Genomic DNA, 24,712 nt, shown 5'->3' with positions numbered 1-24,712 from the left:
AAAATAAAACGAATATGCTTGGTCATTCCCTCACATATCCGTTTCTTATTTCAATTCCTTATTCACTCAACCAAGCAGCAGGATCTTTTCGCCACTCTTGTAACAGGGCAACATCAGACTCTTGAATAGCACCCGTTTCTAAAGCCGACTCGATCAACGCTGTATAGTTTGTCAAAGTCACATAGGATAGACCTGCTTGGTCAAAATTCTCTTGGACTTGAGGCAGCTCGTAAGTAAAGATCGCAGCGACGCCTAATACGTCGGCTCCTTCTCTTTTGGCTGCTTCACTAGCTTCTAAGACACTGCCACCTGTTGACAATAAATCTTCAATGACGACCATTTTTTGATTTGGCTGAATACGACCTTCAATTTGATTGCCTTTGCCATGTTCTTTTGCTTTGCTGCGAATATAAACCATTGGCAAATCTAACAATTCAGCGACCCAAGCAGCATGGGGAATCCCGGCTGTTGCGGTCCCTGCAATCACTTCTGCTTCGGGATAAGTCGTTTTGATGACTGCAGCTAAGCCTTTCGCAATGGCGCGACGTACATGAGGATAACTCATAGTGATTCGATTGTCGCAGTAAATAGGGCTTTTGATGCCGCTTGCCCAAGTAAATGGTTCATTCGGTCGTAAAAAAATCGCCTCGATGTCTAAAAGATCTTTGGCAATTTGATTGGATTGTTCTTTCATTGGCTAGCTTCCTTCCATTCTTGTTTTATTTGCAGATAACTTTCATACGGTGTCTTAGACTGGGTGATTGGACGTCCCACAACGATCATGGTAGCCCCCGCATTGCGAGCTTGTGCAGGTGTCATGATTCGTTTTTGATCGCCAACTTCACTGCCAGCTGGTCGGATACCAGGCGTCAAGCGTATGAAGGCATCGGTTGTTCTTTGCTTGATCTGTTTTGCTTCGTGTGCGGAGCAAACAACACCGTCTAATCCAGCTTTTTGGGCACAAGTGGCGTAATGGATAACACTTTCTTGCAGTGACGTCATGATCTGCTGATCATGATGCATTTGTGCCTCACTAGTGGAGGTCAATTGGGTAACTGCAATCAAATCAGGGACTTTGTCTCCAGCGGGGGTTCCTTGTTGCAGACCTTTTTTAGCAGCAGTCATCATTTCAATCCCGCCGGCTGCATGAACATTCGTCAAAGCAACACCTAAAGAAGCTAAGCGCTCCATTGCTCGTCCAACAGTATTAGGGATATCATGTAATTTTAAATCTAAAAAAATGTCATGGCCAAAGGATTTCAACCAAGTGACGATCGCTGGTCCTTCTTGGTAGAAAATCTCCATTCCAACTTTTACAAATAATTTTTCTCCCGCAGGAAATTGCGCTAAAAATGTTTCAATAGCCTGTTTGTTGGGGAAATCTAAGGCAATAATTGGTCGTTCACTCATCACACGTGCTCCTCTCTCACTTCTTTTATCAACTGTTCCAAAGAAGTGATCCCTAATTCTGCCATTCGGATAGGCAATTCTTCAATCAATTTTGGGCAAATGTAAGGATCGGTAAAGTTTGCAGTTCCTACTGCAACTGCACTTGCACCTGCCAGATACATTTCAAGTACATCATCCACTGACATCACGCCCCCCATGCCAATAATTGGTAATTGAGAAACTTGCGCCACTTGTTTGATCAGGCGGATCGCCACTGGTTTGATTGATGGACCAGACAAGCCCCCGGTTTGGTTGGCTAAAATCGGTTTTCGTGTTTTTAAATCGATCCGCATGCCCAAAAGCGTATTGATCATCGTAAACCCGTCGGCGCCGCCTGCTTCGATCGCTTTTGCAATTGGGACAATATCCGTCACATTCGGCGAAAGTTTGACATAGATCGGCACTTGCGAGACTTTTTTGACCGATTCAGTCAATGCACCAGCAACCGCAGGATCGGTTCCGAAAGTGATACCGCCATGTTTGACGTTAGGGCAAGAGATATTCAATTCGATCGCTTTGACATTTTCTGCCTGACTGATTTCCTGACACACAAGAACGTAATCTTCGACGGTCGAACCAGCAACGTTTGCAATGATCGGTAACTCTGGATGTTTTTGAGCTAAGTCCGGCAATATTTGATTCATGACCGTTTCTAACCCAGGATTTTGCAACCCGATGGCATTTAACATACCACTAGGCGTTTCCGCTACCCTTAGGGTTGGATTGCCGAAACGTGGTTCAGGTGTGGTCGCTTTGATCATCACCGCACCTAATTGACTGATGTCATAATATTTATCATATTCTGCACCAAACCCAAAACAGCCGCTGGCAGGCATGATCGGATTTTTTAGACTCAATCCGGGTAGCTCGACGTTGATCGACATTAAATGACCACCTTTCTCGCCTGAAATACAGGCCCTTCGTCACAAACTTTGACACTTTTTGTACCTTGTTCGTCATCTTTCGTATGGCAAACACAGGCATAACAGGCACCCATCCCGCAAGCCATTCGCGCTTCCATGGATAATTGAACATCTGAAAGGTCTTCGAAAAGCTGGGCGGTGGTTTTTAAAAGACCGTTATTTCCGCAGGCAAAGACTGCCGCAGGTGTTTGCTCTGCAGCTAATAACAGGTTGCCAACATTTCCTTGTAAACCAGCGCTGCCATCATCGGTAGCGATCCTCGTATCTCCCAGTGCGCGAAATTCCTCTTCATAATACATGACGTCTTTGCTGGCAAAGCCCAAAAAGTGAATGACGTGGATCCCTTGTTGCGTCAGACGTTTCGATAGTTCGTAGAGCGGCGGTACACCGATACCGCCACCTACGATAAATGCAGTGTCCCCTTGGTTTAAATGATGATAGCGAAACCCATTTCCTAACGGCCCCATCACATCGATTGGATCCCCAACGGTCATTTCTGAAAAAATTCGTGTGCCATCTCCTTCGACCCGGTAAATGATTCGGCATTCTTTTTTCTCAGCATCGATATGATTGATACTGATCGGTCGGCGAAGAAGAAAGGCATTTTGAGGAACCCGCAGGTGCAGAAACTGCCCTGGGGTCCTCATCTCATTGACTAATTCACCAGTCAATGTCATTTCAAAAATCCGTGGTGCCAGTTGACGCTGTTTGCTGATGGTCATGATTTCTTGCTTCATCAAAAAACTCCTTTATCTGCGTTAAATTGCTTTTGTTGAAAAACTGCGGGATTCCATCACTTTTAGAATTGCATCCGCTGTATCAAGAGAAGTAAAGGTCGGTACACCATGCTCCACTGCTTCTCGGCGAATGATAAATCCGTCTTCCGTTGCATTTTGGCGATCTTTGTCCATGGTATTGACTACTACTTGGGTCGTTCCTTTACGGATCAAATCAACAACCGTTTCTTCTGCTTGTTGATCAGAGATTTTAGCAACTCGTGTCACTTGCAGGCCTTTTTCTTCAAAGTAATCAGCGGTTCCATTGGTAGCCATTAAGGTGAAGCCGACCTCTACGAAACGCGCCGCCAGTGCTGCTGCCTCTTCTTTGCTTTCGTCTGCAACGGTGAAAAGTGCTTTTCCAAATTCAGGAATATGCAGGCCTGATGCCTCAAAAGCTTTATAAAGTGCTTTTGCCAAATCTTTATCTGATCCCATTACTTCACCCGTTGATTTCATTTCAGGGCCTAAGTAAGTATCGACTTTTAAAAGTTTTGTAAAGGAGAAGACAGGTGCTTTGATGTGTACTTCATTTGGTGTTGGAGCAAGTCCGTCTTGATAACCTAACGCTGTGATCTCTTCCCCGAGAATCGCCTTCGTGGCAATTTGTGCCATTGGGATCTCTGTTACCTTGCTTAAAAATGGCACGGTTCGGCTAGCACGAGGATTTACTTCAATGACATACACTTTGTTCTCATGGATGACAAATTGGATATTCATCATACCGATACAATTTAAACCTAATGCCAAGCGTTTGGTATATTCTTCGATCGTAGCGATTAGTTCATCCGAAAGATTTTGCGGTGGATAGACCGCCATTGAATCTCCTGAATGGACCCCTGCACGCTCGATATGTTCCATGATTCCAGGAATCAAAACAGTTTTGCCGTCACAGATAGCATCGACTTCACATTCTTTACCAACCAAGTAACGATCGACCAAGACAGGATGTTCTGGTGATGCTTTCACTGCATGACGCATATAATCTTCTAAATCGGCTTGGTTTTCCACGATTTCCATCGCACGTCCCCCTAAGACATAACTTGGGCGGACTAAAACAGGATAGCCGATTTTTTGTGCGATGGCGATCGCTTCTTGTTCGTTCGTCGCCGTGTCGCCTGGTGGTTGCGGAATATCTAATGCTTGTAATGCTTGCTCAAAGAGATCGCGGTTTTCGGCACGATCAAGATCTTCAATGCTGGTGCCTAGGATTTTGACTCCGGCTTTCACCAAAGGTTCGGCTAAATTGATCGCCGTTTGCCCGCCAAATTGGACGATGACCCCAATTGGCTGTTCCAAATCGATCACATGCAAGACATCTTCTAAGGTCAACGGTTCAAAATACAGCTTGTCGGAGATAGAAAAATCAGTCGAAACCGTTTCAGGATTACTGTTCATGATGATCGCTTCATAGCCAGCAGCTTGGATCGCTTTCACCGAGTGCACTGTTGCATAGTCGAACTCCACCCCTTGTCCGATTCGGATCGGTCCAGAACCTAGGACAAGAACAGATTCTTTTTCACTGCGCTTGCTTTCATTCTCAAACTCATAGGTGCTGTAGAAATAAGGTGTTGCTGATTCAAATTCTGCGGCACATGTATCTACCATTTTGTAGACGGGCAAAATCTTTTGCTCATGACGCAGCGTGCGGATCTCAGCTTCCGTGGTTTCCCACAGCTCAGCGATCTTTTTATCCGTAAAGCCGTTTTGCTTGGCTTTTTTCAACACATCAAGGGAATGTGGTTCGTTTGCTAATGCTTGTTCGATCTCAAAGATGTGAAGCATTTTATCTAAGAAGAATAAATCGATTTTCGTCATTTCATTCAAATCTTCGATAGTATACCCTCTTCGGATGGCTTCCATGACGTAGAACAGGCGATCATCTTGGGCCTTGATGACCTTCTCCATCAGATCATTGTCAGAAAGAGCTTCTAGTTCTTTCATTTCGATATGATGTGTGCCGATTTCCAATGAACGAACAGCTTTCAGTAATGACTCTTCAATATTACGACCAATGGCCATCACTTCTCCAGTTGCTTTCATTTGTGTTCCTAATCGACGTTCCCCGGTTTCAAACTTGTCAAACGGCCAGCGAGGAATTTTTGCCACAACATAGTCAAGGGCGGGTTCAAATTCTGCATAGGTGGTTTCTGTGACTGGATTTTTCATTTCATCCAATGTTAAACCGACGGCAATTTTCGCTGCCAATTTGGCAATTGGATAACCTGTTGCTTTACTTGCTAGTGCAGACGAACGAGAAACCCTTGGATTTACTTCAATCACATAGTAATTAAAGCTATGTGGATCAAGTGCCAACTGAACGTTACAACCACCTTCTATTTTTAATGCGCGAATAATTTTTAATGACGCATCTCGCAACATTTGGTATTCATGGTCTGACAGTGTTTGACTAGGGGCAAAGACGATGGAATCGCCGGTGTGGATGCCGACTGGATCGAAGTTTTCCATATTACAAACAACGATCGCGTTGTCTGCAGAATCCCGCATCACTTCATATTCGATCTCTTTAAACCCAGCAATACTACGTTCAATCAAGCATTGGGTCACGGGCGAGAGCTTCAAGCCGTTTTCAGCGATTTGGCGTAATTCTTCTTCATTGTTACACATGCCACCGCCCGTTCCTCCTAGCGTAAATGCTGGACGAACAATGATTGGAAAGCCGATTTTTTTCGCAAATTCAACTGCTGCTTCCACCGTTGATACGATTTCGGATTCTGGGATCGGTTGATCCAATTCTTCCATTAATTGTTTGAATAAATCTCGATCTTCTGCCTGATCGATTGCCGCTAATTTGGTTCCTAGCAACTCAATTCCTAATTCATCCAAAATACCTGAGTTGGCTAATTCCATCGCCATATTCAAGCCCGTTTGTCCGCCTAATGTCGGTAAAATTGCATCAGGCTGTTCTTTACGTAAAATCCGTGAGACAAACTCAAATGTGATTGGTTCAATGTAGACTTTGTCAGCAATTTCTTTGTCCGTCATGATCGTTGCGGGATTCGAATTGACTAACACCACTTCGTAGCCTTCTTCTCGTAAAGCTAAACAAGCTTGTGTACCGGCATAATCAAATTCTGCCGCTTGTCCTATAATAATCGGTCCAGAACCGATTACCATGATTTTCTTGATATCTGTACGTTTTGGCATATTAGTTCTGCTCCTTCCATGCATCGATCATCTCTAAAAATTCGTCAAATAAGTGGACCGCATCATGCGGGCCCGGTGCCGCATCTGGGTGGTATTGGACACTGAATGCTGGGTAGCGGCGATGACGAACCCCTTCGATCGTGCCATCGTTCACTTCGACGTGTGTCACCATTAGTTTTTCAGGATCGATGGATGCTTCATCCACAGCAAAGCCATGGTTTTGTGAGGTAAAATCGATCCGACCAGTGGCGATCTCTCTTACCGGATGGTTCAATCCGCGGTGACCGAACTTCATTTTATAGGTATCTGCCCCATTCGCTAATGAGAAGAGCTGATGGCCTAAACAAATCCCGAAGATCGGTACCTTGCCTTGAATCCCTTGTATCATTTTAATTGCTTCTGGCAAGCTTTTAGGATCACCCGGTCCATTTGTCAGCATTACACCATCTGGTGCGAGGTCTAAAATTTCTTGCGCTGTCGTATTGTATGGTAAAATCGTTAAATTGCAGTTGCGGCGTGACAATTCCCGTAAAATACTGTGCTTCAAGCCGAAGTCGATGACCACGATATTGCGACCCGTTCCAGGACTTGGATAAGGTTTTGAGGTAGAAACTTGTGCCACTTGATTGGTTGGTAAAACCGCCGCTTTTAATTGATCAAAGGCATGGTCAAAGACATCTCCTGCATCAACGATACTCGCTTTCATGGTCCCATGTTGACGGATCTTTCTTGTCAGCGCACGTGTATCGATTCCTGCGATCCCTGGAATATTTTTGCGTTTTAAAAATTCATCTAACGTCAGCTGTTTCCGCCAATTGCTCGCTAGACGCGCGTGTTCTTTCACAACGACCCCTTTACAAGTCGGTGAAATTGATTCGTAGTCGTCTCGGTTGACGCCGTAATTTCCAACCATCGGATACGTAAACGTAATGATTTGTCCGTTAAAACTTTGATCCGTAATGGCTTCTTGATAGCCCGTCATGCTGGTGGTAAAAACAATCTCACCAAAAACATTGATACTGGCACCAAAGCCTTCGCCTTCAAAGTATGTTCCATCTTCTAAAATAAGCCAACGTTTCATATTATTGCCCACCTTTTTGCCATACTAATTTTCCATTTACAAATGTATAACTTGTATCCCCATATAACGTCCATCCACCGAAAGGCGTATTGACTCCTTTTGATAGAAATTGCTTAGGATCCACGTTATAAGCTGATTCTAAGTCAAAAATCGCGAGATCGGCTTTGTCTCCGACCATCATCGTTCCGGCGCTTAGACCAAAGATTGATGCTGGTTTCACGGTCATCCAATCCACTAGTTGCTGCAAGGTAAAGCGTCCTGTTTTGACAAAATGAGTGTACAACAATTGGAAGGCATATTCTGATCCGACGATGCCAAATGGTGCTTTTAAAAAGCTTTGCATTTTTTCTTCATAGCCATGTGGGGCATGATCCGTCGCGATACAATCGATCGTGCCATCCAGCAGACCTTTGATCAACGCTTCACGGTCTTCTTGCCCACGTAACGGTGGGTTCATTTTCCAAAAGCCTTCATCGGCAGGAATATCTTCATCGATTAGAAGCAAATGATGAGGAGAAACTTCAGCTGTCACATGGATACCAGCTTTTTTGGCATCTCGGATCACTCGAACACTTTCTTTGGTCGAGACATGGCAGACATGGTAATGAGCACCTGTTGCTTCCGCCAAAAGTACATCACGAGCGATTTGAGAAGCTTCCGTTACACTCAAGATCCCCGGTAGTCCAAGTTCTTCTGCTTTTTTACCAGCATGCATCACGCCGCCAAAGAGTAAGGAGTCATCTTCTGTATGGGCAACCAAGGCCAAGTCATTTTCGGCTGCTTGCTTCATGGCCAGATACATTGTGCCAGCAGTCTGAACACCCACGCCATCGTTCGTCAAGGCGAAAGCGCCAGCAGCTTTCATTCCAGCTGCATCCGTCAACGTTTCACTGCGTAAGTTTTCTGTGATCGGGGCGTATTGTAAGACATTGATTGACGCATCTGCGTTGATTTTTTCGTAAACAGCTGTTAATTTTTCCGGTGTATCGGGAACTGGGTCAAGGTTTGGCATTGCGCAAACTGTCGTGAACCCACCGCGAGCTGCTGCGATGCTGCCCGTTTCAATTGTTTCTTTGTATTCAAAGCCTGGTTCTCTGAAGTGTACATGAACATCCACTAAACCTGGCGTGATCAATTGCTCTTTGGCATCGATGACTTCGTCAAAATCTGTTTCGGGAAATGCTGTACCGATCCCGCGAATGATTCCTTCTTCGATCCAAATTGCTGCAGGAACACAGTGATTGTCTTTTTTGATGATTTTACCGTTTTTAATGAGTGTTTTCATGTAAACTTCCTCCTCTAATTCTTTCCTTTTTGCCTGTTAGGCCTTACCGTTCAACACCGCTTCAAGAATCGCCATTCGAACAAAGACGCCATTGGACATCTGTGTGATGATTCGTGAGCGTAAGCTTTCAACTAGCGCATCAGCCAATTCCACATCGCGATTGACCGGCGCTGGGTGCATTATGATCGCATGCTCTTTCATTCTTGCGGCCCGTTCGACGGTCAACCCGTGATTTTTTAAGTATTCTTCTTTGGAAAAGCTTTCCGTTCCATCATGGCGCTCGTGCTGGACACGAAGCATCATCATAACATCGACTTCTGCAACCAATTCGTCTAATGGTAGCCAATGACCGTATACTTCAAATTCTTCGTCATACCATTCCTTTGGACCTGAGAAGAAGACTTTCGCTCCGAGACGCTTCAACATTTGCATGTTTGATTTTGCGACCCGTGAGTGGGTGATATCACCTACGATTGCGACTTTCAAGTCGTCAAAATGCCCAAACTCTTCATAGATCGTCATCAGATCTAGCAAGCATTGCGTTGGGTGTTGGCCGCTGCCGTCCCCGCCATTGATGATACTGCACTGGATCGTTTTGCTTTGGATCAAAGCGTCGTAGTAGTTTTCATCGCCGTGGCGAATGACCGCAACGTCTACACCTAAAGCTGACATCGTCAAGACCGTGTCATACAAGGTCTCGCCTTTTTGAACAGAGCTGGTGGAGGCTTCAAATTCGATGACTTCGATCCCTAGTTTTTTCTCAGCAACATCGAAGCTTTTGTGGGTTCTGGTACTGTTCTCAAAAAAGAGATTTGTTGCGAAATATTGTTCTTTTTGGGGCATCCATTTCGCCCCTCTTTTGAATTCTTGTCCTCTGCGGATGAGTCCCATCACTTCACGGTCCGTCAATGCTTCTACCGTCAAAAGATGCTTTAAGCTGATTCTTTCGGATTGAATAATCATGAATGAATTCCTCCTTTGATTCTGTTTAAACGATGAGTTGGCACAAGTTATTTTTCTTCGCTGCGAGAGCTGTCAGGTAAAATAAGATTCAAGAAGATTCCTAGGACAGTTGCTAACGCCATTGCGGATAATGTGAAGGTACCGATCGTGAAGACAAGACCGCCGATTCCTACCACAAGGATCACTGACGCAATGATCAAATTCTTCTTACGATCAAAATCGATTTTGTTGTCGATCAAAATTTTCAACCCGCTGGCAGCGATGACGCCAAAGAGCAGGAAGCTGATCCCTGAGATGACTGGACCAGGAATACTTAAGATCAATGCGCTTAGTTTTCCAACGAAGCCTAGTACGATGGCTAGAATTGCCGCACCACCGATGACGAACACACTGTGGACCCGTGTAATTGCTAAAACCCCGATGTTTTCTCCGTAACTTGTCACTGGGGGTCCCCCAACGAGACCGGCTGCGATTTGAGCAAAACCATCGCCCAAAAGTGTTCGGTTCAAGCCGGGCTCTTCAAAAAAGTTCCGCTTGGTTAATTTGTTCAAGACCATCAGATGACCGATGTGTTCGGTCATGGTAACAAAAGCGATCGGCGCCATCGTCGTGATCGCATTCAGATACAGTTTTGGTTCATAGTTAATGAAGGGAATCTCGAAGCTCGGCATGCCAAACCAGTTGGCGTCAATGATGGGCTGTACATCGACGATTCCCGCTGCTAAGGCGATCAAGTATCCGCCCACGATCCCCAGAAGGATCGGAATCAGTCCTAAGAACCCTCGCAGAAACATATTGAAGAAAATCGTTAATCCTAAGGTAGCCAACGCTACCAGAATGTACTTGAAATCGTAGACTGAGTCATTGTACATCGCATTCTGAGCTGCGTTAGCGGCTAACCCTAATCCAATCACCATAATCACAGGACCGACAATGATCGGTGGTAAGATCTTATCCAACCAAGCAGCACCTGCACGTTTAATGATCATCGAAACGATCACGTAGACCAACCCAGTCGTGATGGCGCCTTGTGCGATAGCTGGGTAGCCGTCAGATTTCATCAGCATCTGCATCGCTGCGATAAACGCAAAGCTGCTGCCTAGATACGCTGGAATCTTCCCTTTCGTCGTGACCAAGTAAACCAATGTTCCAATACCTGAACTAACTAAAGCGATGCTTGGGTTGATCCCAACGAGGATCGGAACTAAAACGGTTGCCCCAAACATCGTGAAAAGATGTTGTAAGCTTAGGCCTAACCAAGGCAGTGCTTTGGGCCGATCTTTGATGTCTAAAACTGCGTCTGGATTACGAAATTCTTGCTTCTGCATGTTGCTGTCACTCTTCTTCCTAGTCGTTTTCTTTATTGATCATGATCCGGTCAGAACCATCGGATTCTTCCATCTCCACGATAATTTCTTCACTTAAAGCAGTTGGAATATTTTTTCCAACAAAATCTGCCCGAATCGGCAGTTCACGATGACCGCGGTCAACTAAAACGGCGAGTGAGATTCTTTTTGGTCGACCAATATCCATGATGGCATCCAAAGCTGCCCGAATCGTCCGTCCTGTAAACAAGACATCATCGATCAAGATGACTTCTTTGCCATCAATGGCAGTCGGGATGTCTGATGAATGGATCTCTGGATCATCTTCTGCCTTTTTGTCATCTCGGTACAAGGTGATGTCCAATTCACCGACAGGTACTTCTACGCCTTCTAGTTGTTTTAAACGTTCTGCTATTCGTTGCGCGATATAGATGCCGCGGGTTTTGATCCCTACCAGCACCAAGTTATCAATGCCGCGATTTCTTTCTATAATTTCATAGGTGATCCGCGTTAACGCTCGTTTCATTGTTACTGCATCTACTACTTCTTTCGCTGCCATATGTTATTCCCTCCTAATTTTGAACATAAAAAAACTCCTACCTGCTTGAGGTAGGAGTCATGTTTTCCGATCGTTGCCTAAAATCCCATTCTGTGGATTTTGGGTACACGTTATCATCTAGTAAGGGTTCGAATCTCCAACGCGGGAGTCGTCTGCTTACTCATTCCTTCTTAGCCTCACGGGACTACATTTAAAGGAGTTATTTAGTTGTTACAATTACTATACAGTTCTCACACAAAAAAATCAATCATTTTTTCGCAATTTTTTTAGGGTGTCCTCAAATAGTTCTGGTAATGGGGCTTCAAAGACCATTGACTCACCCGTTGTGGGATGTGTGAAACCTAAAAGCTTGGCATGTAAAAACTGGCCGTTGCCTTTTAAGGTGCGCTTTGGTCCGTAGATTGGGTCACCGGCTAACGGAAACCCGATATATTGCATATGCACTCTAATTTGGTGGGTTCGTCCAGTTTCCAATTGCAATTCCACCAAGGTAAATTGATCAAAGCGTTCCAACACGGTGAAATGCGTCACTGCGGGTTTGCCGTTCTCAATCACCGCCTGCATTTTACGATTGACTTTCGAGCGGCCGATCGGTGCATTGATCGTGCCTTTTTCGTGGCTGATATTGCCATGGACCAATGCCACATACTTGCGTAACGAGGTTTTGTCTTTCAATTGTTTCGCTAACGACTCATGCGCCTGATCATTTTTGGCAATCATTAACAGACCCGACGTATCTTTGTCGATTCGATGAACGATGCCCGGCCGAACAACATCGTTGATCGTCGATAGGTCCTCCATATGGTACAACAATGCGTTGACTAAAGTGCCACTCGGATGACCAGCGGATGGATGAACCACCATCCCTTGCGGCTTGTTGATGACTGCCACATCAGCATCTTGATAGACGATCGTCAAGGGAATATTTTCTGGCTCTAAATCTACTACTTCCGGCTCTGGCACTTGGATGACCAAGTGATCGCCTGCTTTTACTTTATAATTAGCCCGAACCGTCTCACCTTCTAAAGTAACGGCATCTTCTTTCAGCCATTGTTGGACTTGTGAACGGCTATGGTCAGGCAAGCGTTCAGCCAACACTTTGTCGACCCGCCCTTTTTCTTCTTTAATGATTACTTCAATTTGCTTTTCCATTTGATTCTCCTTGTTTCCCTTTTGCTACATCATCTACCAGTGCATAAATAAAAATCAAGATTACCCCAAACACTAATGACATATCAGCGATATTGAATATTGGGAAATTGATAAAATCAAGCTGGAACATGTCCACCACAAAGCCATGCTGCAAGCGATCGATGAAGTTTCCGATAGCGCCACCTAGCACAAATGCCAGTCCGAAGCGAAACCACAAACTGCTTTTTTGGTAACGAAACAATAGGTAGACAACGACAGCAACCGCGATAACGGTGATGATCGCAAAAAAGGTGATTTTTCCTTCTAGAATACTCCAAGCTGCCCCCGTATTCTGAAGATAGGTCAGGGACAACACATTGTCGATTAGAGAATGTGTTTCACCTAGTTGATAATTGGCAACGATCCAAATTTTTAGCCATTGATCCAAGCCAATGACAACAGCACTTAACAAAAAAAACAACGCGATCATAAATTTTCCACTCTTTCTTCTTTAAAAATATCTCGTGGACGGATGATGCCCAAGAGATTTCCATTCGGATTTTTATCTTTGGTGATCAATACCGCCTCAAGCAGGGCATTTTTTTGAAACAATTCTTCCACTTCTACGATGGTCGTTTCAGCCGACACGAAACAATAATTCGATCGTTTCCCATCTCCTGCTAATAATTCATCTGCCGTTCTGCCTGTCAACTTGATTTCACCATGGAGGCTTTCTCTCGCTAACCAGTACCCCAGCATCCGCAAAGTGATCAAGCCCAAAAATCGACCATTATCATAGATCGGAAATTGTGAATAGCGCTTTTGGGCAACGATTTTCAATAACTCTGGTAATGGCAGGTGCTTTTCAAAACCAGTCACTCGTTTCGCAAAACGCGGCATGACTTTTTCAGGTGCCAGTAAAGAGCGTTCAATTTCTTGAATGCGATTGACGACCCATTCATTCGGTTCAGCAATGACAAAGTTCTCACCAATTTTTTCATGAACGATGGCATTGCGCAGCTGAGCCATTTGCAAAAGATCATCTTCTGCTCTTCTGACATTGATATTTTTACTCTTTGATAAGCGACGAACCATTTCAGAAAACCCCATATTCCGCGGGTTATCCAATTCGTCACGAAGACGCTTTTCGATTCGATTAAAACTACTCAAAAATTGATCTGCACCACTAGCCATGAGGAACCTCCTTGATAAGATATGCTTTTTTTAAATAAATCAAAACAAAGGCAAAATAAGCCACCAAATACACACCAACAAAAATCAACGAGTAGAGAGAGAGTGATAATAAGCCCAATACCCCTATCATGAGAAAAAGGCTTAAATAAAAGCCGATATATATTCTTTTAAGCGCAGGATTCATCACGATCTCCAGCTTGAGTGCTGATTGGCCTTGTGGTAGCTGAAAGGGCTGACTTTCTAAAAAAAACATGCGCACACGAATCGGTGTCTGCTCAGCTAACTCTAAATAAATCGTTTGCTGATGATTGACTGCAGCGATTCTTTTTTTCTCCTGCATAATCTCTAGGGGACTGCCCATTCCATAAAAGCCAGTCCGTCTGGTCAGTTGTAGCTCCATTGACAAGGATCACCTCAATTGGTTAAGTATACTTGATTATCAAAAGAAAGAAAATAGACTTTTGCTTGCTTCCTTGATTATTATAACAAGAATCCCTACTTTTATCTTCCATCACGTCTAATGAACGAGAAAAAGACGAATGCCGCTTGCATCCGTCCTTTCAAATCATCTCTTTCCGTTTTTTCGTTTCAAATGCAGCGAATGTCTTCTTTGCTTGTGATCACTCTTTTAGAAAAGACCGATCGCTTGGCCATCAGAAGTCACGTCCATATTGATAGCCGCAGGTTTCTTCGGTAATCCAGGCATTGTCATCACGGCACCAGTCAAGGCAACGATAAAGCCAGCACCTAATTTTGGCACGAATTCGCGAATCGTTACTGTAAAGTCATCTGGTGCGCCCAATCGCTTTGGATCATCACTGAAGGAATACTGGGTTTTTGCCATACAAATCGGCAGCTGATCCCAGCCTTGCTCTTTGAAGCTTTGTAACTGCGCTTTGGCTTTTGGTGCAAACTCAACCTCAGCTCCTCCATAGATTTCCCGCACGATCAAAGAAGCTTTATCCGCTAAAGGCAAATCGTCGGTATACAAGCGATGATAGTTGGCGGGTTTTTCCTCGATTAGTTGAACCACTGCTTTTGCTAGATCCGTTCCACCGGCGCCACCTTCTGCCCAAACGGCTGTCCGTGCGATGGTGACGTCGATTTGCTGGCACAAGGTTTCGACTAATGTTCGCTCCGCTTCTGTGTCTTGTGAGAACTCATTAAGCGCAACGACAACTGGAATACCATATTTACGCATGTTTTCAACATGACGCTTTAAATTACTGAAGCCTCGCTCTAATGCTTTTAAGTTTTCTGTCCCTAAATCAGCGACAGCGACCCCACCATGCATCTTCAGTGCTCTGATCGTTGCTACCACTACGATCGCATCTGGTGCCTTTGATAAGTTCGGTGTTTTGATATCAAGAAATTTCTCTGCGCCTAAGTCAGCACCAAACCCAGCTTCGGTCACCGTGTATTTGCCTAAGTGCAAAGCCGTCTCGGTTGCGATGACACTGTTACACCCATGGGCGATATTCGCAAAAGGTCCGCCATGGATCAGCGCAGGGGTTCCTTCAATCGTTTGAACGAGATTCGGTTTGAGGGCATCTTTTAAAAGTAAGGCTAAAGCACCTTGGACCGCCAAATCTTTTACGTAAATTGGTTGTTTCTCAAAAGAATAACCAATTAAAATCTTTCCTAATCGCTCTTTTAAATTATCAATGCTTGTTGCCAAGCACAAAATCGCCATGATTTCACTAGCAACGGTGATGTCAAAACCGTCTTCTCGGGGAACGCCTTGTAACGGTCCCCCTAGACCGACAATCACTTGTCGTAACACTCGATCATTCAAATCGACAACGCGTTTCCATGTGACCCGACGTCCGTCGATCCCCAACTCATTGCCTTGCTGGATATGATTGTCGATCAATGCAGACAAGGCGTTGTTTGCTGCTGTGATCGCATGCATATCGCCAGTGAAGTGTAAGTTGATATCCTCCATCGGCAACACTTGTGCTTTGCCGCCGCCGGTGGCGCCGCCTTTGATGCCCATTACTGGTCCTAAAGATGGCTCACGTAAGGCGATGACGGTTTGCTTGCCGATTTGATTTAACGCATCTGCAAGTCCAATGGTCACGGTTGATTTACCTTCCCCTGCTGGCGTTGGGCTGATCGCTGTGACTAAAATGAGTTTACCCAGCGGATTGTTTGCTTTTTCGTTGATTGCTGACCATTCGATTTTTGCTTTATATTTGCCATAAAGTTCCAGGTCATCCCCTGTTAAACCAAGTGGTTCAGCAATTTCAATAATCGGTTTAGGCATTGATTCTTGTGCAATTTCGATATCTGATTTCATTTTTACCCTCAATTCACGAACTATTTAGCACTTTAAAATGTATTTTGTTTGCTATGCTCTTATTATACTTGATTTTATTCAGAAAGAAAGAGAGATTTTCCACACTTTTACAAGAAGTTTGCCGAATCCTCTATGTAAACAAAAAACAACGTCCTTCCTAAGGCTGTGCCGCCAAAAGGAGTGATCGCTGTTTTCTAGATTTCTATGAATTACTCGTTGGTTTCGACCTGCACCCTTTTTTCAGGGATTTTTTCTTGAAAAAAAGTTTCTAACCATACCACATCTTTTTTACGTAACGTGAAGGTATACGTTTTTTGATGATCGGTAATGCTTATTAAATGGTTTTCAATTTGCCATTTTTCTATCTCAGGTAAAGAAACAAGGCTTTTCTTCCATAAGCGGGCATAGCGAATAAGGAGCAAATCATTCCTGATGAGTATGCTTCGATGAATACCTAACCATACAAAAAAGAAAAAGACGGCTAAAACGAGGTTGCTTTTCCAATAAGGTCTGGTATTTTCTAACGAAAGAATCAAACTGATAAATAATATCATCATAGTAAACGACCAATAAATGATCGCTGTAGCAGCTTCCGGTTGCCAATACAATTTACGCTTCATAAAAGTTCCTCACAACATAAAATTTCTAGTATACTATCTTTATCATATCAAAAAAGGGTGAGACAATGTTAAAAGTTTATCTTGATGCTTCCACGAAAGGCAACCCCGGCCCTAGTGGCGGTGGAATCGTCATTGTCGGTACTGATCTGCATGAGCAAATTGCGTTTCCGCTACCTGATTCAACCAACCACCAAGCAGAGTTCGCTGTGATGGTCAACGCGTTGCAGCTGCTGATTGACAAAGGGTTACAGGAACAGACGATTATGCTCTATACCGACAGCAAAGTCGTTGCGCAGACTATCGACAAGAATTATACCAAAAACCCTGCTTTTTCTGATTATTTAACGGAAATTCAATGCTTGTTGAAACAGTTCCCTTTAGCGATCATCCAATGGATCCCTGAGAGCCAAAACAAAGGTGCCGACCATTTGGCACGCCAAGGATTAGCAAAGGCGTTGAAATTAAAGGATCGGAGACAATAACCGAGAGAAGTTTTGTTTGAAGCGCAACCAGTAAGACTGCTTAGCTAAAATTTCATCCGTCAGTAATGTGGATTGCGCCATATCCTCTTCAAAGAAGCCTTTCAACGTTTGCGTGACATCGTGATCGTAGGCAAAAGCATTGACTTCAAAATTCAAGGCATAACTCCGAATGTCTTGATTTGTCGTCCCAAAGGAACTAATGGTATCATCCATCATGACCGTCTTCGCATGGAGGAAACCATTGTTATAGATGTAGATTTTTGCACCACGACGATGCAAATAATTGGCATAATGCTGTGTTGCCCGGTAAATGAATGGGTGGTCAGGCATACATGGGATCATGATTCGGACGTCTACACCTGAGTGGATGGCAATTTCCAATGCGTTCATCATACTGTCATCAGGAATCAAATAAGGTGTTTGGATCCAAATCGATTCTTTGGCAGCTAAGATCATTTTTACAAAACCGCCTTTGAGAATTTGGGTCTCACTTTCAGGACCATCAGCGACAATCTGCAAATCAACATTTCCAGAGAGCTCTTTCGGCGGTAGAATAAAGTAGCGATCCTCGTATTCCAGTTGATCCTCTTCTTTTTTTACAGATGCGTTCCAGTCACGAATAAAAATCTCTTGTAGTGTAAAACTGGCAGTACCTACGATTCTCGCATGGGTGTCTCGCCAATAGCCAAATTTGGCCTTTTTCCCTAAATATTGATCGCCGACATTAAAGCCGCCAGTCCACCCAATTTGACCATCGATCACAACGATTTTTCGATGTAGATGATAGTTCAATCGTGTGTTACGGATCAGGTTCTTCGAAGTGATGAAAGGCACGACTTTTCCACCGGCATCAATCAACGGTTGAAAGAATTTCCGATTGGCTTTCGGTGACCCCCATGGATCATAGACCAAACGCACTTCAACACCTTCACGGGCTTTATCGATCAAGATAGACAGAAATTGGCCACCGATCTCATCATTAAAAAACGAATAATATTCCACATGCAGATTATCTTCTGCTTGCTTCATGTCTTCAAACAATGCTGCAAATTTTTCTTTTCCATCTGTATAAAATTCTACTTTGTTTCCTTTAGTCAAGGGCGATTCATCAAGGTTCTTAAAATAGCGCTCTAATAGATGATTGTCATCTGAGTAAGGATGTTCAGGAAAAGAATAATTGTGCACTTTGATGATTTGATTCAACTCATTGATCCTACTTTGGTGGTGCTCACTAAATTTATAAATAATTTCTCCGTCGATCCCCCGACCACAAAACAAGTACAACAAAAACCCGATGCCGGGGATGAATACCAACGTCATCATCCAAGCAAAGACACTTGCAATCGAGCGTGGTTTCCGAAAAACAGTAATAAAGGCAGCAATCGTATTAATAAACAAAAGTGCCAATAATACCGTGGAAATCATGCTCATATCCATTTTTATCATAGTTTCCTCCTATATCCTGTAACCCTATAATAGGTAACTATGATCGAAAGCAAGCTTCAATTCATAGTCCCCTAGTGTTTCTTTGATTTTTTGTTTCAGCATTTCTTCGATTTCTTGATCACTATACGCCGATTTTGCGGGAATCACTAAATCAAACGCCAACAGATCTCCTTTGACCTGAAAATCATGCATCCGTAACTGCGGATCAACGAAGCGAATGATCTTTGACACTTCTTTTTTTAAATACCGATACTGCTGATCTTGAATTGGTACTGGATCAAGATGACAGACAAGGTCGACCTTTAAAGATTGGCGAAAATCTTGTTCAATAGCATCAATCACCTCATGCGCTTCTCGTAAAGACCACGTTTCATCCACTTCGATATGCACACTGGCAAAGCGATTTTTCGGTCCATAATTATGAACCAGTAAATCATGGTAACCGAGAATCGTCGGATAGTGATCCAAGCGCTGCTCCATGGCAGCTACTTCTTCTTGCGTTGGGCGTGCCCCTAATAATTCGTTGATAAAGGAACGAATCATTTTGATTCCGCTAATCAAAATATACAAGGCAATCAGACAGCCGACAAAGCCATCGATACGTAGGCCAGTCAACCACTCGATCGTCGCTGAAAACAAAACCGCACCCGTTGTATACACATCGTTGAGACTGTCTTGCCCACTGGCTTTAAGTGTTTGAGAGCCAATCAGGTTCGCCAGTTTGCGGTACATCGCTCCCTGCCAGATTTTGATCAAAATCGATAAAACCAAAACGATAAACAATAGTGGTGAAAGACGGATACTCGTCGGTTCCATGATGCGTTGCACAGAGCTGATGAGAAATTGACCGCCAACAAACGTGATGATCAAAGATACCACAAACCCACTGATGGCTTCAAATCGCTCATGTCCATATGGATGTTCACTGTCGGCTGGTTTCGCCGAGATCCGAAAACCGATCAATGTTAAAATAGACGAGGCTGTATCTGAAAGACTGTTGATGGCATCGGCCATAATCGAAACAGATTGTGCAGATAAGCCAATGATAAATTTTCCGGCAAATAATAGGAGGTTGGAAAGCAACCCGAGGCTACCTGCTAACTTCCCGATGGCTGTACGTTCGTAGACACCATTTTTTTTGCTACGATTTAAAAAAAAGTTTAGCAAATCATCACCCTCTCAAAAAACCATCTTTCTTATTTTACCCCGAAGGAATTCAATTAAACAACTATTCGTATCGTTTTTTCGAAAAAAAAGCGAATTCCCTTCAATTATCAAACGCATTTTCAGATAACACGTAGGAAAAAAGGAAAAAGATAACGGAAGGGTCTCCCCCTCCGTCATCTTCGTTCAAAAAAGGAATGTGTTAAAGACCTATGCTCCTCTTTCACCTATCTTCTTAGAAGGAAAGGAACTCGCGGGTACAGATTCAACCATAGTGTGCTTACTTGGCAGCTAACCACGCTGCTGCGGTCTCAAGTGCTGCTGTGATTCCTTCAGGATTCTTCCCGCCGGCTTGTGCCATATCAGGACGGCCGCCACCGCCGCCACCAACTTTAGGTGCGATCTCTTTGATCAAATCGCCCGCTTTCAATCCTTTTTCATTGGCTACTTTGTTCATAGCAGCTAAAAGATTCACTTTGCCATCATTCGCGGTAGCTAACACTAAAATATCAGAATGGTCTTTTTGTTTCCATTGATCGGCTAGTTGACGTAATTGGTTCATGTCCTTAACAGTCACTTTCGCTGTGATTAGACGCAGACCATTTACTTCTTTGACATCTTTGAAAACATCCCCTGCTTGCTGATTTGCTAACTTGCTGGCAAGAGCTTCGTTTTCTTTTTGCAATTCACGTAGCTGCGCTTGCAGTTGTTCTGTTTTGGCAACGACTTCTTTTAATTGGGCAGATTTAACGATTCCTGCGATTGCTTTTAATTGCGTTTCTTCTTCATGCAATAACGTATAGGCCTCTTGACTAGTCACGGCTTCGATCCGACGAACACCAGCACCGATCCCTGATTCAGAAACGATTTTGAAAATACCGATATCCTCCGTATTTGCCACATGGGTTCCCCCACATAATTCGATCGACCAATCGGCAACATTGACGACGCGAACGTCATGCCCATATTTTTCACCAAAGAGTGCCATCGCTCCCATGCCTTTTGCGGTATCGATATCCGTTTCGATCGTCACAACAGGGAGGGCTTCCCAAATTTTTTGGTTGACGATTTGTTCCATTTGGCTCAGTTCTTCGCTGGTCACTTGCCCGAAATGACTAAAGTCAAAGCGCAAATGTCCTGGAGCAACTAATGAACCTGCTTGGTTCGCATGGCTACCTAATACTTCTTTTAACGCTTTATGCAATAAGTGAGTCGCCGTATGATTTTTGATAATCTTATTGCGACGATGCTGATCCACTTGTAAGAAATAGTTCACGCCTTCTTGTAGTGGCGCTTTGACTGTAGCAGTATGCAAGAACTGACCGTTCGGTGCTTTTTTGACATCCGTCACTTCCGCTACGATCGTACCATCTTCTGCTACGATCGTGCCTGTATCCGCAACTTGTCCACCCATTTCTGCGTAAAATGGTGTTTCAGCAAAAATCAGTTTTGCTTCACCTGTCGAAACAGAATCGTGTAACGCTTCGTCTTGGATGATCACTAATAATTCACTGTTAGCTTCAAGTGAATCATAGCCAACGAAACGGCTGTCTACTTTGATATCCGTCAATAAAGCGGATTGTACGCCCATTGAAAGCTCTGTTTGTCGAGCCGCACGAGCGCGGGCACGTTGTGCATCCATTTCTTGTTCAAATCCTTGATGGTCCACTTTCAACCCTTCGTCTTCCGCCACTTCTTCTGTCAATTCAACTGGGAAGCCGTAAGTATCATACAATTTGAAAATATCTTGACCAGCTAACGTATCTTGGTTGTCTGCTTTTACTTGGGCGATCACTTGATTTAAAATATCTAACCCTTCATTGATGGTTTCATGGAAACGTTCTTCCTCGTTGCGGATCACTTTTTCAATAAATTCTTGCTGCTCTAGTACTTCAGGATAGTAGCTTTCCATGATCTCGCCAACGATCGGTACTAATTTGTATAAGAAGGCAGCATCGATCCCTAATTTTTTCCCATGCATGACTGCACGACGTAATAAACGACGTAAAACATAGCCACGGCCTTCATTTGAAGGAAGTGCCCCATCGCCGATCGCAAAAGAAAGCGCGCGGATATGGTCTGCAATCACTTTAAAGGAGATATCTGTCGTTTTGCTGTCGCCGTAGTTCACACGACCGCTTAAATCTGCCACTGCATTGATGATCGGCAGAAACAAGTCTGTTTCAAAATTGGTTGGTGCATTTTGAACGATGGAAACCATTCGTTCCAGCCCCATCCCCGTATCAATGTTTTTATGTGGTAGTGGTTCATAGGAGCCATCTGATTGATGATTGAATTCTGAAAAGACCAGATTCCAGATTTCCAAATAGCGCTCGTTTTCGCCACCAGGATAGTTTTCGGGATCATCTTCCGCTACGTCATTAAACTCAGGACCACGGTCATAGAAAATCTCCGAATCCGGTCCACATGGTCCTGCACCAATGTCCCAAAAGTTGTCTTCAATCTCAACGATATGCTCTGGTGTCAAGCCGACTTCTTCTGCCCAGATCCGTTTTGCTTCTGTGTCTTTTGGATAAACCGTGACATATAACTTTTCTGGATCAAAAGCCATCCATTCTGGGGAAGTCAAAAACTCCCATGCCCAATGAATCGCTTCATTTTTGAAATAATCGCCGATCGAAAAGTTTCCTAGCATTTCAAACATCGTATGGTGTCTTGCTGTTTTCCCAACGTTTTCGATGTCGTTGGTCCGAATTGATTTTTGCGCATTGGTCATTCTTGGGTTTTCAGGAACAACACTGCCGTCAAAATATTTTTTTAGCGTTGCCACCCCTGAATTGATCCATAATAGGGTTGGATCGTTGACTGGGACAAGGGACGCACTTGGTTCAATTGAATGACCTTTTGATTGAAAGAAGTCCAAAAACATTTGGCGTACTTCTGCACTGGATAATTGTTTCACGTTATTCTCCTACTTTCTTCTGTGTTCGCTTAAGATACAGGGGCTGACAAAATTGCTGGTAAGGCGCTCTTATGCCTGTAGAGTCGTTTTGACGATAAAAAAACACCATTGCAGAGCAAGGACGTCGATACGCGGTACCACCTTGCTTGCAATGATGTGACTCATTACCTCTTAGACTCGTTAACGCGGAGTGGACGGCAACATTTCTGCTGCAGTTGAGCACCAAAGGGAGCAATCCGTCTGAATTCATGTTTTTCTCTCAGCAGTGAAAAACTTTCTGTAATGAATCATCAAACCGACCATATCCTTCGTCATTCAAAGTATAAGGAAATGTGTCGAAAAAGTCAATCCTCAAATCCGGTCTCTATTGATCAGAATCGCTTTGCGGTAACGATAGCTCTGCGGAGAAAGCTTTTGATCTGGCTGTAGCATTTTCCGTGAACGGTAATAACTGGCATAAGGCAAGGCATCGAATAAGGGATGCCCACAAATTTGCCAGTTCTCCATTTTTAAAGACAAGCCATCTGTCAGCTCCCACGCATCCGCAAGCCCATAGGTGCAGCCAAATAAATTCGGTTCAAGCAATTCAGCGGTTGGCAAAGAGACACCATCGTCGCAAGACTTTTCATTGCCCCAGCGAAAAAGTCGCCGAGTAGCAGCACCGCAGACATATTCCCATTGATCCTCTGAAAGCAGCTGAAAGCCTTGTTTATCTAACTGCTGTTTCAATTCTGTTTGACTGACGGATTCGTGGGTAAATAACTGATAGGTTTCCGATAACGGCTCTAGTGCAGCAAAATAGCGATTCTCTTCGTGATAAAAAGCGGGTAATTCCCAACGCAAGCTTTCCTCAAAGGACGCTGGTGCTGTGAATTGTGCCTTTAGCTCTTTTTCGAAAACACTGAATTGATCGACTAACCCGTGAAACTCCCCAGTGATCGTATTTAACTGCCCGATATACCTTGCGCCAGCAGGCAGAGAACTTTTTTGGACTAGCATGGGATCAATCACAGCTTTACGCAAAGGGCTCGTCGACTCATTGACAAAAATCCCCCAATCCTGGCTGGTTTCTAACTCATAGATTGTTTCCAGTTGGCGAATGATCTCATTGGGTGGTGACTGCCAATTTTTACTCCAGCAAGTAGCCGGTAATCCTTGCACACCGAGATCCCAACCTAAGATCGCCTCAGAATTCCCTGGTATAAAGACAAAGTCTTCGCCATCGATCGTTAATTCAAAGGTAGCACATTTCAATCCTGCATACGTCAACTGACTAAAATGGACATCGGTGATCTCCTTTAAAGGACTGACAAAATACATTAAAATTTGCTGGATCAGCTGTTCTTTGATTTCAAAGGACAGTGTCTTCCAATTTGACCATTGTAACGCCTCAAAAAAATCCACGTCATTTCTCCTCTCATCTGCTACAATTACTATATAACGAGTATACCACGAAAAAGGAGGAAAACGACTGATGCTTTATTTTGGACGCAGTCCGTGGATGCTACAAGCGGTTTTCGCCTTGCGGCAAGCCGTTTTTGTAGAAGAACAGCACATTCCGGCAGAATGGGAATTTGATGAAAAAGACCAAACCTGTCCATACTTTCTTTGGCTTGATGGAAACACACCGATCGCTACCATTCGCTATCAATTCTCTACACCGAACACTCTGCAACCTGATCGCTTTTGCGTAGCTAAGGCCTTTCGGCACCAAGGATACGGCACCAAATTATTGCATTACCTCGAAATGCGTGGTGTCCAAGAGGGTGCCCTCCAATCAGTGTTATCCGCAGAGATCGACGCTTGTGCGTTTTATGAATCCTGTGGGTATCAAAAAACATCTGACCCCTATGCTGAAGATGGCGTATTGTGTGTAGAAATGACCAAACAATTAAAAACAGCAGTCAAGTAAGAGAACTACTCT

The 24,712-nt window shown here is 44.0% G+C and carries 22 protein-coding genes; 2 read left to right on the top strand and 20 right to left on the bottom strand.

The features are described 5' to 3' along the window. Positions 1-58 precede the first annotated feature (58 nt). From pyrE to IGI92_RS08060, 16 genes are all read right to left on the bottom strand, one after another. Positions 59-694 carry an orotate phosphoribosyltransferase gene (gene pyrE, locus IGI92_RS08135; RefSeq protein WP_430608449.1) on the bottom strand — a complete coding sequence of 212 codons (636 nt, stop codon included), beginning with the start codon at positions 692-694 and terminating at the stop codon, positions 59-61. After that, on the bottom strand, positions 691-1,410 hold the full coding sequence (gene pyrF / locus IGI92_RS08130; RefSeq protein WP_008379878.1) for an orotidine-5'-phosphate decarboxylase: 720 nt from the start codon (positions 1,408-1,410) through the stop codon (positions 691-693). Before pyrF ends, pyrE begins: the two co-directional genes overlap by 4 nt. Further along, positions 1,410-2,333, bottom strand: a complete 924-nt coding sequence (locus IGI92_RS08125; RefSeq protein ID WP_430608448.1) for a dihydroorotate dehydrogenase — start codon at positions 2,331-2,333, stop codon at positions 1,410-1,412. The genes pyrF and IGI92_RS08125 overlap by 1 nt, the downstream gene beginning before the upstream one ends. Further along, on the bottom strand, positions 2,333-3,109 hold the full coding sequence (locus tag IGI92_RS08120; protein WP_008379873.1) for a dihydroorotate dehydrogenase electron transfer subunit: 777 nt from the start codon (positions 3,107-3,109) through the stop codon (positions 2,333-2,335). The genes IGI92_RS08125 and IGI92_RS08120 overlap by 1 nt, the downstream gene beginning before the upstream one ends. A gap of 21 nt (positions 3,110-3,130) precedes the next feature. Next, positions 3,131-6,316 carry a carbamoyl-phosphate synthase large subunit gene (gene carB / locus IGI92_RS08115; protein ID WP_005235983.1) on the bottom strand — a complete coding sequence of 1,062 codons (3,186 nt, stop codon included), beginning with the start codon at positions 6,314-6,316 and terminating at the stop codon, positions 3,131-3,133. Position 6,317: 1 nt separating this feature from the next. Next, entirely contained in the window at positions 6,318-7,397 is a 1,080-nt protein-coding gene (locus IGI92_RS08110) for a carbamoyl phosphate synthase small subunit (RefSeq protein WP_005235984.1), read from the bottom strand. 1 nt (position 7,398) lies between these two features. Then, complete coding sequence (locus tag IGI92_RS08105) at positions 7,399-8,682, bottom strand: dihydroorotase (protein ID WP_008379867.1); 1,284 nt, start codon at positions 8,680-8,682, stop codon at positions 7,399-7,401. Positions 8,683-8,718: 36 nt separating this feature from the next. After that, entirely contained in the window at positions 8,719-9,645 is a 927-nt protein-coding gene (locus IGI92_RS08100) for an aspartate carbamoyltransferase catalytic subunit (protein ID WP_005235988.1), read from the bottom strand. Positions 9,646-9,692: 47 nt separating this feature from the next. Then, positions 9,693-10,973 (bottom strand): solute carrier family 23 protein, encoded by a 1,281-nt coding sequence (locus IGI92_RS08095; protein ID WP_430608446.1) that lies wholly within the window; start codon positions 10,971-10,973, stop codon positions 9,693-9,695. A gap of 19 nt (positions 10,974-10,992) precedes the next feature. Further along, positions 10,993-11,529: a bifunctional pyr operon transcriptional regulator/uracil phosphoribosyltransferase PyrR gene (gene pyrR, locus IGI92_RS08090; RefSeq protein ID WP_005235992.1), complete on the bottom strand. Its 537-nt coding sequence runs from the start codon at positions 11,527-11,529 to the stop codon at positions 10,993-10,995. 243 nt (positions 11,530-11,772) lie between these two features. Then, the gene (locus IGI92_RS08085) at positions 11,773-12,681 is read right to left on the bottom strand and encodes an RluA family pseudouridine synthase (RefSeq protein WP_430608445.1); all 909 of its coding nucleotides are present in this window, start codon (positions 12,679-12,681) and stop codon (positions 11,773-11,775) included. Beyond that, positions 12,665-13,150, bottom strand: a complete 486-nt coding sequence (gene lspA, locus IGI92_RS08080) for a signal peptidase II (protein WP_015509729.1) — start codon at positions 13,148-13,150, stop codon at positions 12,665-12,667. The genes IGI92_RS08085 and lspA overlap by 17 nt, the downstream gene beginning before the upstream one ends. Further along, on the bottom strand, positions 13,147-13,854 hold the full coding sequence (locus IGI92_RS08075; protein ID WP_430608442.1) for a CBS domain-containing protein: 708 nt from the start codon (positions 13,852-13,854) through the stop codon (positions 13,147-13,149). The genes lspA and IGI92_RS08075 overlap by 4 nt, the downstream gene beginning before the upstream one ends. After that, positions 13,847-14,254, bottom strand: a complete 408-nt coding sequence (locus IGI92_RS08070; RefSeq protein WP_061054169.1) for a hypothetical protein — start codon at positions 14,252-14,254, stop codon at positions 13,847-13,849. The genes IGI92_RS08075 and IGI92_RS08070 overlap by 8 nt, the downstream gene beginning before the upstream one ends. Before the next feature lie 228 nt (positions 14,255-14,482). Beyond that, entirely contained in the window at positions 14,483-16,153 is a 1,671-nt protein-coding gene (locus IGI92_RS08065; protein ID WP_430608441.1) for a formate--tetrahydrofolate ligase, read from the bottom strand. Positions 16,154-16,362: 209 nt separating this feature from the next. Continuing rightward, positions 16,363-16,773 (bottom strand): EbsA family protein, encoded by a 411-nt coding sequence (locus IGI92_RS08060; RefSeq protein WP_016611747.1) that lies wholly within the window; start codon positions 16,771-16,773, stop codon positions 16,363-16,365. A gap of 65 nt (positions 16,774-16,838) precedes the next feature. On the opposite strand from IGI92_RS08060, the gene IGI92_RS08055 reads away from it, so the two are divergent. Continuing rightward, a complete protein-coding gene (locus tag IGI92_RS08055) occupies positions 16,839-17,255 on the top strand; it encodes a ribonuclease HI family protein (protein WP_005236004.1) in 417 nt (138 codons plus the stop codon). Here the strand turns inward: IGI92_RS08055 and cls are convergent. The 4 genes from cls to IGI92_RS08035 form a co-directional block, all read right to left on the bottom strand. Then, positions 17,235-18,701 carry a cardiolipin synthase gene (cls, locus tag IGI92_RS08050; RefSeq protein ID WP_008379854.1) on the bottom strand — a complete coding sequence of 489 codons (1,467 nt, stop codon included), beginning with the start codon at positions 18,699-18,701 and terminating at the stop codon, positions 17,235-17,237. The genes IGI92_RS08055 and cls overlap by 21 nt on opposite strands. A 24-nt stretch (positions 18,702-18,725) precedes the next feature. Next, entirely contained in the window at positions 18,726-19,868 is a 1,143-nt protein-coding gene (locus IGI92_RS08045) for a cation diffusion facilitator family transporter (RefSeq protein ID WP_005236009.1), read from the bottom strand. Positions 19,869-20,145: 277 nt separating this feature from the next. Continuing rightward, on the bottom strand, positions 20,146-22,788 hold the full coding sequence (gene alaS, locus IGI92_RS08040) for an alanine--tRNA ligase (protein WP_430608440.1): 2,643 nt from the start codon (positions 22,786-22,788) through the stop codon (positions 20,146-20,148). Positions 22,789-23,139: 351 nt separating this feature from the next. Then, positions 23,140-24,192, bottom strand: coding sequence for a DUF7278 family profilin-like fold-containing protein (locus IGI92_RS08035; RefSeq protein ID WP_430608439.1), 1,053 nt, complete (start codon positions 24,190-24,192; stop codon positions 23,140-23,142). Positions 24,193-24,262: 70 nt separating this feature from the next. On the opposite strand from IGI92_RS08035, the gene IGI92_RS08030 reads away from it, so the two are divergent. Further along, complete coding sequence (locus tag IGI92_RS08030) at positions 24,263-24,700, top strand: GNAT family N-acetyltransferase (protein WP_430608438.1); 438 nt, start codon at positions 24,263-24,265, stop codon at positions 24,698-24,700. Positions 24,701-24,712: the final 12 nt, after the last annotated feature.

This window comes from Enterococcus sp. DIV2379, assembly GCF_050542965.1.
Classification (GTDB): Bacteria; Bacillota; Bacilli; order Lactobacillales; family Enterococcaceae; genus Enterococcus_D; species Enterococcus_D entomosocium.
The sequence above is the reverse complement of the archived record's forward strand: the minus strand, read 5'-3'. Positions and strand labels throughout refer to the sequence as shown.